Origin of the sequence: Mycobacterium sp. RTGN6 (assembly GCF_033804605.1) — a bacterium.
Taxonomy (GTDB): domain Bacteria; phylum Actinomycetota; class Actinomycetes; order Mycobacteriales; family Mycobacteriaceae; genus Mycobacterium.
In genome coordinates this window covers 322,244-336,572 of the sequence record NZ_JAPZKZ010000002.1, presented here as the reverse complement: position 1 = coordinate 336,572, position 14,329 = coordinate 322,244, and the positions used below count along the sequence as shown (strand labels likewise).

Annotated in this window: 13 protein-coding genes; 8 read left to right on the top strand and 5 right to left on the bottom strand. The window is 66.0% G+C overall.

Features of this window, described 5'->3' with window-relative positions:
- Positions 1–221: 221 nt before the first annotated feature.
- The 4 genes from SLQ33_RS05900 to SLQ33_RS05885 all read right to left on the bottom strand — a co-directional run bounded on the left by SLQ33_RS05900 (position 222) and on the right by SLQ33_RS05885 (position 5,527).
- Positions 222–1,031: a DUF1906 domain-containing protein gene (locus SLQ33_RS05900; RefSeq protein WP_319452867.1), complete on the bottom strand. Its 810-nt coding sequence runs from the start codon at positions 1,029–1,031 to the stop codon at positions 222–224.
- Positions 1,032–1,342: 311 nt separating this feature from the next.
- Entirely contained in the window at positions 1,343–2,158 is an 816-nt protein-coding gene (locus tag SLQ33_RS05895) for a metallophosphoesterase (protein ID WP_319452866.1), read from the bottom strand.
- A gap of 5 nt (positions 2,159–2,163) precedes the next feature.
- Positions 2,164–4,122, bottom strand: coding sequence for a putative nucleotidyltransferase substrate binding domain-containing protein (locus SLQ33_RS05890; RefSeq protein WP_319452865.1), 1,959 nt, complete (start codon positions 4,120–4,122; stop codon positions 2,164–2,166).
- Positions 4,055–5,527, bottom strand: a complete 1,473-nt coding sequence (locus tag SLQ33_RS05885) for a sugar porter family MFS transporter (protein ID WP_319452864.1) — start codon at positions 5,525–5,527, stop codon at positions 4,055–4,057. The genes SLQ33_RS05890 and SLQ33_RS05885 overlap by 68 nt, the downstream gene beginning before the upstream one ends.
- A gap of 165 nt (positions 5,528–5,692) precedes the next feature.
- On the opposite strand from SLQ33_RS05885, the gene SLQ33_RS05880 reads away from it, so the two are divergent.
- From SLQ33_RS05880 to mmuM, 8 genes are all read left to right on the top strand, one after another.
- Complete coding sequence (locus SLQ33_RS05880; RefSeq protein WP_319452863.1) at positions 5,693–6,718, top strand: LacI family DNA-binding transcriptional regulator; 1,026 nt, start codon at positions 5,693–5,695, stop codon at positions 6,716–6,718.
- 204 nt (positions 6,719–6,922) lie between these two features.
- Entirely contained in the window at positions 6,923–8,353 is a 1,431-nt protein-coding gene (gene dctA, locus SLQ33_RS05875) for a C4-dicarboxylate transporter DctA (protein WP_319453268.1), read from the top strand.
- Positions 8,354–8,433: 80 nt separating this feature from the next.
- Positions 8,434–8,841 (top strand): YciI family protein, encoded by a 408-nt coding sequence (locus SLQ33_RS05870; protein ID WP_319452862.1) that lies wholly within the window; start codon positions 8,434–8,436, stop codon positions 8,839–8,841.
- Positions 8,842–10,008 carry an RNA polymerase sigma factor gene (locus tag SLQ33_RS05865; RefSeq protein ID WP_319452861.1) on the top strand — a complete coding sequence of 389 codons (1,167 nt, stop codon included), beginning with the start codon at positions 8,842–8,844 and terminating at the stop codon, positions 10,006–10,008.
- Positions 10,009–10,103: 95 nt separating this feature from the next.
- Positions 10,104–11,036 carry an SDR family oxidoreductase gene (locus tag SLQ33_RS05860; RefSeq protein ID WP_319452860.1) on the top strand — a complete coding sequence of 311 codons (933 nt, stop codon included), beginning with the start codon at positions 10,104–10,106 and terminating at the stop codon, positions 11,034–11,036.
- 39 nt (positions 11,037–11,075) lie between these two features.
- Entirely contained in the window at positions 11,076–11,918 is an 843-nt protein-coding gene (locus SLQ33_RS05855) for a helix-turn-helix transcriptional regulator (protein WP_319452859.1), read from the top strand.
- Positions 11,919–12,088: 170 nt separating this feature from the next.
- Positions 12,089–12,376, top strand: coding sequence for a hypothetical protein (locus SLQ33_RS05850; RefSeq protein WP_319452858.1), 288 nt, complete (start codon positions 12,089–12,091; stop codon positions 12,374–12,376).
- A 26-nt stretch (positions 12,377–12,402) separates the two neighbouring features.
- Entirely contained in the window at positions 12,403–13,284 is an 882-nt protein-coding gene (gene mmuM / locus SLQ33_RS05845) for a homocysteine S-methyltransferase (protein WP_319452857.1), read from the top strand.
- Between the two features lie 7 nt (positions 13,285–13,291).
- On the opposite strand, the gene SLQ33_RS05840 is transcribed toward mmuM, so the two are convergent.
- Positions 13,292–14,317 carry a fused (3R)-hydroxyacyl-ACP dehydratase subunits HadA/HadB gene (locus tag SLQ33_RS05840; RefSeq protein ID WP_319452856.1) on the bottom strand — a complete coding sequence of 342 codons (1,026 nt, stop codon included), beginning with the start codon at positions 14,315–14,317 and terminating at the stop codon, positions 13,292–13,294.
- Between the last annotated feature and the right edge of the window lie 12 nt (positions 14,318–14,329).

The window sequence follows — 14,329 nt, the reverse complement described above, 5'->3', positions numbered from 1 at the left end:
AGAGGCGTGCCGAGGTGGGGGCAGCACGGGTGGCATATGCATTCTGTCTTGACCCGCCGACACCTGGCCGCATCGTCCGGTCCGTGTCGTGGCGGTCTACGAACGACTGACCTGGCGGCGCAGAGGACATTAACAAGCACTGGCGATACGCCAAAGTCTTGTCAAAGTAGTCCGGTGATTACGCCCTCAATCTTCGCCGCATCTCGACGACGGTTACGCCCTCACGGATGGAGGTTCCACTGGCCGACGTCTTGAGCCAGGGCATCGCTGACGTCGACTTCGAGCCCGCCGACCACCGGGCCTGGATTCGACGCGGTGCTCACCACCCGCTGGTAGAGAACGGCGGCGGGATAGATCTGGCCGCGTGACCACGACCGCGTCTGCCATGCCCAGACGTGGCCGGGCGATTGTGAGCGTCCGATCACTCCGTCGGCAGTAGCCCACTGGCACGCATTGATGCCGCCGTAGATGCCGGTGCGCTGAGCGCCGATCACTGAGTTGATTCCGCGAAACCATTGCAGGACAATGCTGTTCCAGGCTTCGCGGTTGATGTCGTCGTCGACGCTGAAGTAGATCGGCGCACTCCGGCCGCCACCTGCGGCGGTATGCAACTGCCAGGCGGTACGAGCGTCGGCGACGCCCCCGGCATACCCGCGGGTGAAGTCCGACGGTGCGGTCCCGCCCGGCTTGCCGTATTGGTAGTTGCTGACGATCGCCAGCCCGGCGGCAGCCAGTGACTGCGCGTAGGGCAGGGTGATCGGCTTGGCGCCCATGCTCGAGCCAGGACGCGACGTCGACACGTAGTTGATCACCCCGGCGTGGCCTGCGGCCCGGATGTCCCGGGCCGGAATCTGGCGCATGGCGAAGTCAATCAGTGTGGGCGCGGCGGCCGACGCAACGGGCGCGGCGGCGCCTGCCGCGGCGGCACCCAGCCCGGCCAATGCCGACGCAGCAGCGGCGTAGCGCAGTGCGTCGCGCCGGGAAACCGGGCGCGATGGCCGCAGGTCGGTAATCCCTAGGGAGTCCTGCACCGGGCGACGTTAACAATGTGGCTGCTGTTGTTTGTGTTGCGCCGGCTGGTTGTGTCCGGTTCGCGATCTAGGTGACGCGAAGCCGAAACATTCACTTCCGGGCCGGCGTTGGCGCCGGAGCTGTCCCGTGCCGGTTCACGCCCGCCGTAGCCGCCAGATCATCTCGGCCGGCCAGCGTCGAGCCCAGGCCAAAGCCGCGGCCGATCGGTAGGAGGAGCTGAGCCATCCCCACGTCAGCGGTACCTCCCGGCGCGGCGAGCAGAGGCGTACCTGATCAACTGGCCATCAGTCGGGCTGACAGCTGAGACGACTCAACGCGCCGTGACGGTGCCCGTCAGTTCAAGTGCGTGCCATGAGGTCGTCGGCGTGTCGCGGTGGTCGGGGTCGATGCCGATGAGCCGACCGCCGGCGAGGTGGACGGTTTCGTGTTTGGCGGCGAGGTCGATCGTGACGAGGGCGTCGATGCCTGTCCGGGGCGCAGTGTTGTCGTCTCCGCGCCATGTGGTGATGCTGTTGTGGCCGTGGATCTGGCTGAACGGCATGCGGCGGTCGGCCCATCCGGGAAACAATTCGGTGGTGGCGTCCGCCCACAGCGGCCCGGCGTCCGGGGCGGCTATTCCGTGTAGGAAAGTGCCGGCGCGGAACACCGTATCGACGCCTGATTTCGCAAGGTCGTTGATCCGGCGGGCGGCCTCGGCGGCGGTGGGTGGACCGCCGAGGTCGCTGGCCCAGAACTCTGCCGTGATGCCGGCGTGGGTGATGAGGAAGGACTCATATGTCGTTTCGACCGCGGCGGCGACGGTCGCGGCACCGTCTTGCCACCAGCGATTGAGGATGCGGATGTGCGTGCGGCTCAACGTTTCCGGCCACAAGAAGACTGGCGGCTGGAGGTAGTGTGCCTCGTGGTTACCGATGAGCTGGACCCACTGGGTGGGCTGGGTGCGCAGGTAGTGGTCGACGGTGTTGACGACCCGAGCGGAGTCGGGGCCACGATGGATCAGATCACCGACCTGGACGACGATCAGATCCTCGGGTAGGGAGCCGTCGGGCCGCGCACCGAGGCGGGCGAGCTCGTGGTGCAGTTGTTTGGCGTGTCCGCCGACGTCACCGATGACGGCGATCCGCATCGCTGTCAGGTTGCCTTTCGCCGGGCCGGCCGGGTGAGCGGTGTGGGGCGAGGGGCGACGCGGTCCATCCGGCGCGCGATGGTGTTGATCTCGCGGACGGCCTGGCCGATCATGCTGCGTTCGATCGGTGACAGTTCGTCGCGGTCGATCAGGTCGCTGGGTTGCTGCCCCTGGCGGAGCCGATTCAGGTGATGGCGCAGTCGCATTCGTTGCAGGATCTCGAAGACCTCGATCAGGCGGTCGGCCTCGGCGCTGGGCAGGATGGCCGAACCGGACGCATCGCGGAGTCGTTTGACGGTCTGCAGTTCGGTGGAACCGACCCCAAGTGCGGCCCACCGGGCGATGCTCACCACCGGTAGCAGCCCATGGGTCTTGACGTCGAAGGTGTCGCCCTTGCCGGTGAACACGTCGCGAAGCGTGCGCTCCCGCACCTTCGCTCGGTGCGACACCGATTCCGACAGCAGCAGATCCATCGCCGCCGGGTGTTGCCGGAAGTCGGTGAAGACCCGTGCCACCTCCGGCAGTCCGGGTGTGCCATGGACGGGCCGTGCGTCCACCAGCAGGGACGCGATGACGGCCAGGCCGGTGCGATGGACCGCCATGGCCGCGCGGGAGTGCTCCCCGGGGGCGGTCAGCCAGCGCGTTGCCGCGGCTCGCCACTCGCCGTTTGTCCGGGAGAAGGCTTTGTTCGACGCGTTGGCGCCATTGACGTCGACGCCGAGCCCCGCGGCGGTGAGCAGTTCGTTGACGTCCCCGAACGCACCGCGGAACCGCACCATCGTCTCTGGGGATACGGCGTCGTCGAAGGCAATGGCCACATCGACATCCGAACAGGGCACCGCTTCGCGCCGGCCGTGACTGCCCAGAAAGAGCCACGTGAATTGGTCGAGAGCAAGGTCGGGATGGTCGGCGAAAACCAGCTGGATCGATCGACGAACGACCGCGTCGACAATCGCGGAGTACACCCGGATGACGCGATCGACCGCCAGACCCCGGTCGAGGATGTCATCGAGAACCGATGGCGCACGCTGGGCCCGTTCGATCAGCTCGGCGCGGTTGCGGGCGCGGTGGATCTGTTCGAGCATCCCGACCCCGGCGGTCGTCGGCGCCAGTACGAAGTCCCGTGCTCCGACCACGCCGCGCAGATTGCCGGAACGGTCGACGACCGGCAGATACTCGGCTCGGGTATCGAGCAGCGTGATCACCGCCTCGTCCGACGAGCCGGAGAGCTCGACCGTGGTGGCAGGGTGCACCATCACCACGCGTGCGGGGGTGTCCGCGGGGACACCGTCGCCGATAACCCGTCGGCTCAGCGCCGATTCAGTGACGATCCCGTAGGTGCCGTCACCCGAATCGACGACCGCGCAGTGCACGTCACGGTCTGCAAGCTGCCGTGCGATGACCGCGACGGGCGTCTCCGGGTTGACGACCAACGGGGTGCTCGCGATGAGGTGCTCCACCGTGCTGAACATCGGGGTGGACGTGGCCCGCCGTCGGGTCCGAGAGATGTAGTCGGCCAGGAACCTGGCGCCGATGCGAGAGTAGAACGCCGGCTCGACCAGGTTGCCCGGCAAGACCGCAATGCGGGCCGACGTGGTGGCGACCACCCTGGGGCCGATTGGGCGTTCGGTGAGCATGGCTGAGAATCCGAAAACCTCGCCGGCAACGAACCGGTCGTCACCGGCCTTCGTCACCCGATCTTGGTCGTGCCACAGGTCGACTTCGCCGGTGAGCACCACATAGATCTCCGTGGGCGGTGCCGTGAACGCGTCGACCACCAGGTCGCCTGCGGAGAACTGGCGGACCGTCGCTGAAGCCGCGATCGCCGCGATCTGTGCGGGGTCAAGCGCGGTGAACAACTCGACTCCGGCGAGAAATCGGCCCAACTCCTCCGCCTCAGCGGATGCCGACATAGATCTGCCCGGTCGAAACGTCCTCTTCGAGCGCCTCCAGCGAGCGGCCACGGGTTTCGGGCACCTGGGTGTACACGAACAGCAACGCGACCACTCCGATTCCGGCGAACAGGAAGAACGACCCGGTGATGCCAATACTTGCGACCAGGGTCGGAAAGTAGAGCCCGAGGAACCCGTTGGTGACCCAGCAGAAGAAGACGGCCATGCCGATGCCGAGACCACGCATGTGCAGTGGGAAGACCTCCGCCAGCCACACCCACACGGCAATGTTCAAGAAGGTCTGCATCGACAACACGAACGCAACGACCAAGACGAGGATTACGTACGGCCGCAATGGATTCCCTGCCGGTAGCAGCATCGACGCAACACCCACCAGGCAATGGCAGGTCGTGGTGAGCGTGAGACCGATCATGAAGGTTTTGCGGCGGTCCAACCGGTCCATGTTGCGCAGCGCGATGATTCCACCGATGACGGCGACGACTCCGAACGCGATGTTGGCGAGCACGGCCTGCTCCTCGCCCATGCCTGATTCCTCCAGCACCCGGGTGCCGTAGTACATGATCGAGTTGATGCCGGTGAGCTGCTGGGTCATGCACACACCGATGCCGACGAAGATGATGCGGCGCAGCCACTTGCTGCCCATGATCGCGCGGATCCCGATCTGGTGGGCCTCCCGCTCTTCGCGGGCGATCAGCTCCACCTGAGCGAACTCCGCCATGGCCCGGTCCTCGGAACGCACGGTCTTCAACACGGTGAGCGCTTCGTCATACTTGCCCTTCTCCACCAGCCAGCGCGGCGACTCCGGCATCCGGAGCATGCCGAAGAACAGAGCCACGGCCGGTAGCGCGCAGACCGCGAACATCAAGCGCCAGACGCCGTCCACGTGGCCAAGGGTCACGCCGAGGATCGCGTTCACCACGAATGCAGACAGCTGACCGACGACGATCGCCAGCTCGTTGCGCCCGGTGATCGAGCCACGGATCTCGTATGGCGATAGCTCCGCAAGGAAGACCGGGACCACCGTCGATGCGCCACCGACCGCAAGCCCGAGCACGATGCGGCCGCTCACCAGGACCGCGAAGCCCAGCGGCGAGAAGGTGCCCGACTCGGGTCCCGCCGGCGAAAACACGACCAGCACGACGCCGACGAAGAACAACAGCGCCAGGATCAGGATCGTCTTGCGCCGCCCAATGGCGTCAGAGATGATCCCGCCGACCAGGGCGCCGATCGCGGCGGCGAAAAGCAGCGCGCTGATGACTACGCCCAGCTGTAGCAGGGAGAGCCCGAGTTCTTTCGCCATCGGACCTTCGGCGCCGTTGGCGACGCCGGTGTCGTAGCCGAACAGCAGGCCGCCCAGGCAGGCGACGATCGAGATGAGGCCGATCCGTTTTCGGTGGGGGCCGTTCGTCAGCGGTGGTAGCTCGGCTTCGGCCGTCGAGTCCGCATGTGCAGTCATGTGGGGCTCCTCCATTGCTTGGCCCGCGGGGAACGCTGGCGCTGGCTGGCGACGGTGATGCCCGTCACACGTAGGTAGACTAGCGCGCGACAGTCATTTGTAAAGTCATTTGGACATAAAGCCATTTGAACACTCCTAAAGAACGCCTGTGGGACCATGGTGTCCGTGCAGGAATCCATTCCGGGGCGCATGCACCGGTCGGTGACCCAGGACGATGTCGCGCGAAAGGTCGGCGTATCCCGGGCCCTCGTCTCGTTGGCCTTCCGAGGTGCGCCTGGCGTCAGCGAAGAATCACGACGGACGATCCTCGAAACGGCCCGCCTGCTCGGTTATCGGCACAACGTCGTCGCCGCTGATCTCGCCACGAAAACTCGGTCGACGATTGGCGTCTACCTGCTGGACTTTCGTAACGAGGTTTACGCCGATGTGTTTCGAGGCGTACGAGATGCCCTGGAACGCTCGGGAAATCGCGTACTCCTAGCAGTCTCGGACGCGGACGAGCCGACTGACCAGCAAGCGGTCAACTCCCTCATCGAGGCCCGTGTCGGAGTGATCATTGCCGCGACGTTGATGCTGCCCGACGTTGAGGTGCTCACGCTCGCCCAGTCCGTCCCGGTGGTCAGCGTTGCGCGAAAGGTGCCGGGCGTCGACAGTGTCTACGCCGACGACGAGGCCGGCGCGGCGGCGGCGACGAGCTATCTGCTCGATCTCGGGCACCGGCGTATCGCGCACATCACCGGCATCGAGTACGAAGGCCATCTACTGCGTCGTCGTGCCTACGAAGCAACAATGGCGAATGCCGGTATGAGGCCGCAAACCGTTGTTGGGCAAGGTTACTCGCAAGATGCTGCCGAGCGCACCGCCCGGGGCATCTTGAATTTGGCCGACCGCCCGACGGCTGTGTTCGCACACAACGACGAGATGGCGTTGGGTGTCCGCGAAGCGGCGCACTCGCTTGGCTTGCGCATTCCGCAGGACTTGTCGCTGATCGGCTACGACAATTCGCGGGTCGCCCGCTTGCACGGAATCGATCTGACGTCCGTCGATCAGCACGCGCGTCGGCTCGGACAGGACGCCGGTGCGGCGGCTTTGGCTCGGATGCGGCTCCAGGATGCGCCTCTCCTGGACGCGCGACACAAGCCCGACCTGGTGGTACGCGGGTCGACCGCGCGGTGCGCCCCGAGGTCCTGACACTCTTAGCGCGCGCTAGTCGATGCGCGAGCGCGTCGCCACCAATGGTGGAGCCGAGGTTCGGGACTGCCATTACATACGTCGCGGTATGTAATGCAAGGGTGACAAATGGCGCGTTATGTATTGCGGCAGTATATCTTTCGCGTAACCGACGGGGAATGCACCTCTAACAGCTGCGTTACGAATCGCGCATACGGTCGCCCGATGTCTACGACGATTGATCCGCCCAAGAGCGAGCTGGCGCGACTGGCGAACAAGCCGCCGTGGTACACCTCGCTCTTCTTTCAGCTTCTTGTCGCGATCATCGCCGGCATCCTCATCGGCTGGCTATGGCCCGACCTCGGCAGCAGCTTCAAACCCTTTGCGGATGGGTTCATCAAGCTCATCAAGATGCTCATCGCCCCAATCATCTTCTGCACCGTGGTGCTCGGTATCGCACATGTGGGCGATCTGAAATCCGTCGGCCGCATTGGCGTCAAGGCGCTCATCTACTTCGAGGCGGTCACCACCTTCGCATTGTTGTTCGGGCTGGTCGTCGGCAACGTCGTCAAGCCGGGCGCGGGATTCAGCATCGACCCACAGACGTTGGCCTCCGGCGCCGACGCGATTGCAAAGAAGACCAATGATGGCGAGCTGCCACACACCGTCGAGTTCATCCTGGGCATCATCCCCACCTCCGTCGTGTCGGCGTTCGCCGAGAACGCTCTGCTGCAGGTGCTGTTCTTCGCCGTGCTGTTCGGCCTGGCGCTGGCCAAGCTGGGCGAGAAGGGCCCACCGGTGATCCTCGAATTCGTCGACCACATGAGCCACATCTTCTTCACGATCATCGGCTGGGTGATGCGTCTGGCTCCGCTGGGCGCGTTCGGTGCCATGGCCTACATCATCGGCCAATACGGCATAGGTTCGTTGGCCAGTTACGGCAAGCTCATCGGTGCCTGCTACCTCGCTGCGGCGCTGTTCATTCTGATTCTGGCCGGCATCGCCCGGATCTTCGCCGGCGTGAGCCTGTGGAAATTCCTCGTCTACATCAAGGACGAGTTCTTCCTGGCGCTCGGCACCGCTTCCACCGAGGTGGTGTTGCCGCGGATCATGACCAAGCTAACCAATGCCGGATGTTCGCGCACCACAACCGGTTTGGTGGTACCCACTGGATACTCGTTCAACCTTGATGGCGCAACCCTCTACCTGTCGATCTGCGTGCTGTTCTTGGCCCAGGCGCTGGGCGTGGACCTAACTCTGGGTGAACAGATCACCGCAGTTCTGGTGCTGATGCTGACCTCCAAGGGCATGGCGGGTGTCCCGGGGTCGTCGTTCCTTGCATTGTCGGCGACCGTCGCGGCGATCGGGCACGGTGCGATCCCGGTGGCGGCGGTAGCGCTGCTGCTAGGGGCGGACCGGATCATGGACTCGATGCGAGTCTCGGTGAACCTCCTCGGCAACTGTGTGGCAACCATGGTGGTGGCCAACTGGGAGGGCCAACTCGACAAGGACCGCATGAGAAGGGTCCTCGACGGCGACGACGTACCGCCGTTGACAGAGCACGATCCGATGAGCGGCGAGCTGACGCAGGTTCCCGAAGAGGACGCGATCACTGCGGCGCCCACGGCTACAGCTGACCGTACGGGTTCAGCGTGACGTGACGTCGAGAACGTCGTGACGGCTCCGTCCCAGGGGTGAGCGACCAACTAGGGTCGCCATCCTGAAGGGAGAAACTCATGGCCAAGTACCTGTTCCTCAAGCACTACCGAGGCGCGCCGGCTGCCGTCAACGACGCGCCGATGGATCAGTGGACGCCCGACGAGGTCCAGGCCCACATCCAATACATGAACGACTTCGCCAAGCGCCTGCAAGAAAGCGGCGAATACGTCGACAGCCAGGCCTTGGCCCCGGACGGCGCCTGGGTCCGGTCCGACGGCGAGGGCAAGCCGCCGGTGACCGACGGCCCCTTCGCTGAGACCAAGGACCTGATCGCGGGATGGATGATCATCGACGTCGACTCCTACGAGCGCGCCGTCGCGCTGGCCGGCGAATTGTCCGCAGCACCCGGCTCGGGCGGCAAGCCCATCCACGAGTGGCTCGAGGTGCGGTCGTTCCTGACCGCTGGGCCGAAATTCACCGACTAGATGGCCGCCGGCGCGGTGGACGAGGCCCAGCTGCGGGAACTGATCCCCGGCGTCTTGACGGCTCTCGTCCACCGCGGGGCGGACTTTGCGACCGCCGAGGACGCCGTCCAAGAAGCGTTGATCCGGGCCGTCGAGACGTGGCCGAGCCACCGCCCCGACGATCCCAAGGGCTGGTTGATCACCACCGCATGGCGTCGGTTCGTCGACCTCGCCCGATCCGACACCGCGCGGCGCCGCCGCGAGGAACGGGTGTTCCGGGAGGACGTGAGCGCCGCTTCGACCAGTTCCACCGAATCCACGGATGACACGCTGCGGCTTTACTTTCTCTGCGCGCACCCGAGCCTCACCCCGTCATCGGCCGTCGCCCTGACGCTGCGGGCCGTCGGCGGCCTCACTACCCGCCAGATCGCGCAGGCCTACCTCGTGCCCGAATCGACCATGGCCCAACGGATCAGCCGCGCCAAACGCATCGTCAGCGACGTCCGGCTCGATCAGCCGGGAGACCTGCGCACCGTGCTGCGGACGCTGTACCTGGTGTTCAACGAGGGGTACAGCGGCGACGTCGACCTCGCCGCCGAGGCCATCCGGCTCGCCCGGCAGCTCGCCGCGACGACCGACGACGAAGAGGTCGCCGGACTGCTCGCGCTGTTCCTGCTGCACCACGCGAGACGGCCATCCCGGACTCGCGCCGACGGCAGCCTCGTGCCGCTGGCAGACCAGGACCGCGGCCTTTGGCTGCGCAATCTGATCGTCGAGGGCGTGGCCGTGCTGCAGGCCGCGCTTGCCCGTGACCGGCTCGGCGAGTACCAGGCGCAGGCCGCGATCGCGGCGCTGCACGCTGACGCGCAGACCGCCGAAGAGACCGACTGGGTCCAGATCGTCGACTGGTACGACGAGCTCGTCGCACTCACCGACAGCCCGGTGGTGCGGCTCAATCGTGCCGTCGCCGTTGGTGAGGCGGACGGACCGCAGGCCGGTCTGGCTGCGCTCAGCGAGCTCGACTCGATGCTGCCGCGGTACACCGCATCGGAGGCCTACCTCCATGAGCGTGCTGGTGAATTCAGCACGGCCGCAATGCTTTACGCGCAAGCTGCCGCGCAGGCGCAGTCCGTCGCCGAGCGCAACCACCTGACGATGAAAGCGGCTACCCTCCGCCAACGCCTCTAGAGCGGAGCGATTATCCGCGGATCTTCTGACCCTGGTTGGCGCATGCGGCGACAGGTCGAATGGATGCAAAGAGCCGATCGGAGAGGACGCCTCAAATGAGCGCGAAGAACATCGAGGTACCGGAATTGTCGGGAAGGCTGGCCGTCGTGACCGGGGCCAGCGACGGGCTCGGACTGTGCCTAGCCCACCGCCTGGCCCAAGCGGGGGCGGAGGTGATCATGCCGGTTCGAAACGAACGCAAGGGCGCGGACGCGGTCGCCGCGATCACGCGGGCGGTGCCCACAGCGACGGTCTCTACGCGCCGGCTGGACCTGTCGTCGCTGGAGTCCGTGAGCGACCTGGCCGCCGAACTGCTGTCCGAGGATCGCCCCGTCCACATCCTGGTCAACAACGCCGGGGTGATGACGCCGCCCCAGCGACAGGTCACCGTCGACGGATTCGAGTTGCAGTTCGCCACCAATCATCTGGGGCACTTCGCGCTGGTGGGTCAGATCCTGCCGCTGCTGCGGATGGGCAAAGCCAGGGTGACCACGCAATCCAGTGTTGCTGCGGCGCAACACGGAATCCATTGGGACGATCTCCAGTGGGAGCGCAGCTACTCGACGTCCGGGTCCTACGCGTCGTCCAAGATTGCGGTGTCACTGTTCGGCATGGAACTGGACCGCCGCAGCAGGTCGGGCAGTTGGGGGATCGTCAGTAACGTCGCACACCCGGGCGTGGCCGCCACCAATCTGCTGGCAGCGCATCCGGAGTTGGGCCGATCGAGTGACGGTCTCTCGGTGCGGGCGATCCGCACGCTCGCTCGGCTTGGAGTGCTGGGTACCGCGGAGTCCGGAATGCTGCCCGCGCTGTACGCGGCGACCAGCCAGGAAGCTGTCGGTGGAAAGTTCTACGGCCCCAACGGCTTCAGGCAGCTGCGCGGGATGCCAGCAGAGCAGCGACCGTACCCGTATGTGGCGGACGACGCGGCCGCGGCGCGGATCTGGACCATCTCCGAGGAACTGTGCGGTGTGGGCTTTCCCGCCTGAGCACACCGCTGTCCCCGCCGGCCGGTGTTCACTGTGAACATGGATCGTGCCCAGCTAGCCGACTTCCTGCGGAGCCGCCGTGAGGCACTGCAGCCGGAGGACGTCGGGCTTGGCCGCGGCAGGCGACGGCGCACCGCGGGGCTACGTCGCGAGGAGGTCGCCGCCCTCAGCGACATGTCGACCGACTACTACAGCCGCCTGGAACAGCAACGCGGTCCGCGACCGTCCGCGTCGATGTTGGCCGCGCTGGCTCGCGGGCTGCGGCTGTCCCTCGCCGAGCGCGACCACCTCTTCCAGCTGGCTGGCTTCGCCGCCCCGTCGCGGACGGTGGGCGCAGACCACGTCGGCCCGGGTCTGATGCGGATCTTCGATCGGCTCGCCGATACTCCCGCCGAGGTCGTCACCGCACTGGGCGAGACGCTGGCTCAAACGCCGGCAGCGGTCGCGCTCACAGGAGACCTGACCAAATACACCGGATTGCAGCGCAGCATAGGTTTCCGCTGGTTCGCCGACCCGCACGGCCGCGACCGCTACCTCGCCGAGGACCACGACAAACTCTCGCGCGGATTCACCGCCAGTTTGCGCGCGGCTTACTCGAACCCCCGCACGCGCACTCGAGCCACCGCGTACCTTGATGCTCTACTCGATTGCAGCCCCGAGTTCACCGAGCTCTGGCAGCGCCACGAGATCGTCGCCGAGTACGAGCAGCACAAGCGCATCTTGCATCCGGAGCTCGGCCTACTCGAACTCCAGTGCCAGGTGCTCACCGATCCCGTTGACGGACACTCGCTGCTCGTCTACACCGCCACCCCCGGCACGCCGAGCCACAGCAACCTGGCACTGTTGTCGGTCATCGGGAACCAACCGCTGAGTCGTGGCTGAGCGCCGGCGTCGATATTGACCAGCACGACGAAAAGCCAAGCGCTGGGCACAATTTCGCCATGAAGCGGCCGACTGGGGCCGTATCGGCGCCATGGCCGCCAACTTCTGTGAAGATTCGAGAGCGGCAAACGTCAAGCGACTCGTTTGAGTCCCGTCTGATGGAGCGACAGATGATGGCTTCAGGAGTGTGCGGCACGCTGGCCAGAACGGCTGTGGCGGCAGGAATTGCCGGAGTGGCGGTGATGGGTGCGACCGTTCCTGCGAATGCAGTCCAGGACGATCCGGCATGCGAGTGGTTGGGGTGGCGGCATCCGGCCTGCGCTGGAGGCTTGTTCGAGTCGCCGCCGGACGATGGGATCCCGGGCGACAACGCGGCGGAAGGAGGGATACCGGCCCCGTCGATGGTGCCCAACGTCGACGGCTCGCTCAGCCCTCCCGGTACGCCGGGCGCCATCTAGTCGCGAGGCGACCACTACGAGCCAGCATGTTTACCCTGCCTCACGACAAAGTGTTGATAAGCGACGGCGGTCTTGCCACCGAGATGGAGGCTCGCGGTCACGATCTTTCCGACGACCTGTGGTCGGCTCGCCTGATCCGCGACGCCCCCGAGGAGATCATCGCGGTCCACGCCGCCTTCTTTCGCGCCGGGGCGGCGTTCGCCACGACGGCAAGCTATCAGGCTTCGTTCGACGGGTTCGCGGCCTACGGAATCGACCGCGCGGCGGCCGCCACGTTGATCAGACTCAGCGTCGAATTGGCGCGGACGGCACGCGACGAGGTCGGCGGCGGCTGGGTCGCCGCCTCGGTGGGGCCGTACGGCGCTGCGCTCGCCAACGGCGAGGAGTACATCGGCCGCTACGGGCTGACGGTCACCGAGCTCGCCGACTGGCACCGGCCGCGTCTGGAGGTGCTCGTCGAAGCCAACCCCGACGTCCTTGCTATCGAGACCGTCCCCGATGTCGACGAGGCCGAGGCGCTAGCCGGGTTACTTCCGCAGTTCGGCCTGCCGGCCTGGCTGTCCTACACGATCGACGGAACGACCACGCGTGCCGGTCAACCGCTGCCCGATGCGTTCGCCATCGCCGCCGACGTGCCGGAAATCGTTGCGGTGGGGGTGAATTGCTGCTCGCCCGCTGACGTACTCACTGCGATCACCATCGCGCGTGACGTCACCGACAAGCCCGTCATCGTCTACCCGAACAGCGGGGAGGCGTGGGATGGGGCCCGTCGTACCTGGATCGGCACGTCGGCATGGTCACCCGAACTGGTGCCACAGTGGGTGACGGCCGGCGCCGCCATCGTGGGCGGATGCTGCCGCGTCCGGCCCGACGACATCAGGAACATCGCCAGCGCCATCGGAAGCTAGGCGTCCCTCAGCGGAAGCGGACGTTCAACGTCGCCAGGCCGAAGATCTTCCGGCCATCGGACTTCGCGGCGACGATGACGACACCGGAGCGCGTCGCCGCGTCCAACGACTTGATCCGGCCGCTGAACTCGATGTCCGCGCCCTCGTTGGCTGACACGATCGCGGGCGCAGACAGCCGCACCGCGTAGCGGGTGACTGCACCGGGGTCGCCCGTCCACGCGGAGGCGAAGCCGGCACCCAACCCCATGGTGAGCATCCCGTGGGCGATCACGTCGGGCAGCCCGGCCAGCTTGGCGATGCCCTCGTCCCAGTGGATCGGGTTGCCGTCGCCGGCCACGCCCGAATAGTTGACCAGATCGCCGCGGGACAGTCGGGTGTGGCGCGGGGGTAGCTCGTCGCCGACCTTCACGTCGTCGAACGACGGGGTTCCTGGCGTGCGGGTGGTGCCTTCCTCGGAGATCCGAACCTCGCCCTCCGGGCGCACCGTCTTGTGGTACTCATCTTCGCCGACTCCGAAGATGTCCATGTCGTGCATCGTCGTGTTCTGCACGGCCGTCTTGATCTCCGGATCGAGGTCCTCGGCGGTGAGGCCGACGACGGTGGTGTGCAGGGTGTGCACCCGCTCGCCGCTCGCGTCGGTGAAGGTGTTCGTCACGGTGATCAAGTCTCTGCCTGCGATCCTGCGCACCGACGTCAGTTCGACGTCGACGTGTAGTTCGTCGCCCTCGACGATCGGGCGGTGCTGCTCGAAGACTTCCTCGGTCTGCATATAGGTGTCGTAACCGACGACCACCTGTTCGAACATGTAGCGATTGCAGTTCATGCCCGGGGTTGAGGTGAACGTCAGCGGCGCCACCAGGCCCGAATAACCCAGCTCCGCGGCGGCGGCGACGTCCCAGTGCGCAGGGTGGTAATCCTGCACTGCACGGGCGTACTCGCGTACCTTCTCGCGGCCCACCAGGTAGGTGCCGTCCATCTGGTAGTAGTGGCCGACCCGCGCTTCGAGCGCCGACGTTTCTGCTGGTGCGGTCATGAACTTGCTCAA

Bases quoted from the DNA above. Each gene is read 5' to 3' on its own strand.
- SLQ33_RS05895 (WP_319452866.1), bottom strand. From the start codon at position 2,158: ATGCGGATCGCCGTCATCGGTGACGTCGGCGGACACGCCAAACAACTG.
- SLQ33_RS05885 (WP_319452864.1), bottom strand. From the start codon at position 5,527: ATGACTGCACATGCGGACTCGACGGCCGAAGCCGAGCTACCACCGCTG.
- dctA (WP_319453268.1), top strand. From the start codon at position 6,923: ATGTCTACGACGATTGATCCGCCCAAGAGCGAGCTGGCGCGACTGGCG.
- SLQ33_RS05870 (WP_319452862.1), top strand. From the start codon at position 8,434: ATGGCCAAGTACCTGTTCCTCAAGCACTACCGAGGCGCGCCGGCTGCC.
- SLQ33_RS05865 (WP_319452861.1), top strand. From the start codon at position 8,842: ATGGCCGCCGGCGCGGTGGACGAGGCCCAGCTGCGGGAACTGATCCCC.
- SLQ33_RS05860 (WP_319452860.1), top strand. From the start codon at position 10,104: ATGAGCGCGAAGAACATCGAGGTACCGGAATTGTCGGGAAGGCTGGCC.
- SLQ33_RS05855 (WP_319452859.1), top strand. From the start codon at position 11,076: ATGGATCGTGCCCAGCTAGCCGACTTCCTGCGGAGCCGCCGTGAGGCA.
- SLQ33_RS05850 (WP_319452858.1), top strand. From the start codon at position 12,089: ATGATGGCTTCAGGAGTGTGCGGCACGCTGGCCAGAACGGCTGTGGCG.
- mmuM (WP_319452857.1), top strand. From the start codon at position 12,403: ATGTTTACCCTGCCTCACGACAAAGTGTTGATAAGCGACGGCGGTCTT.
- SLQ33_RS05840 (WP_319452856.1), bottom strand. From the start codon at position 14,317: ATGACCGCACCAGCAGAAACGTCGGCGCTCGAAGCGCGGGTCGGCCAC.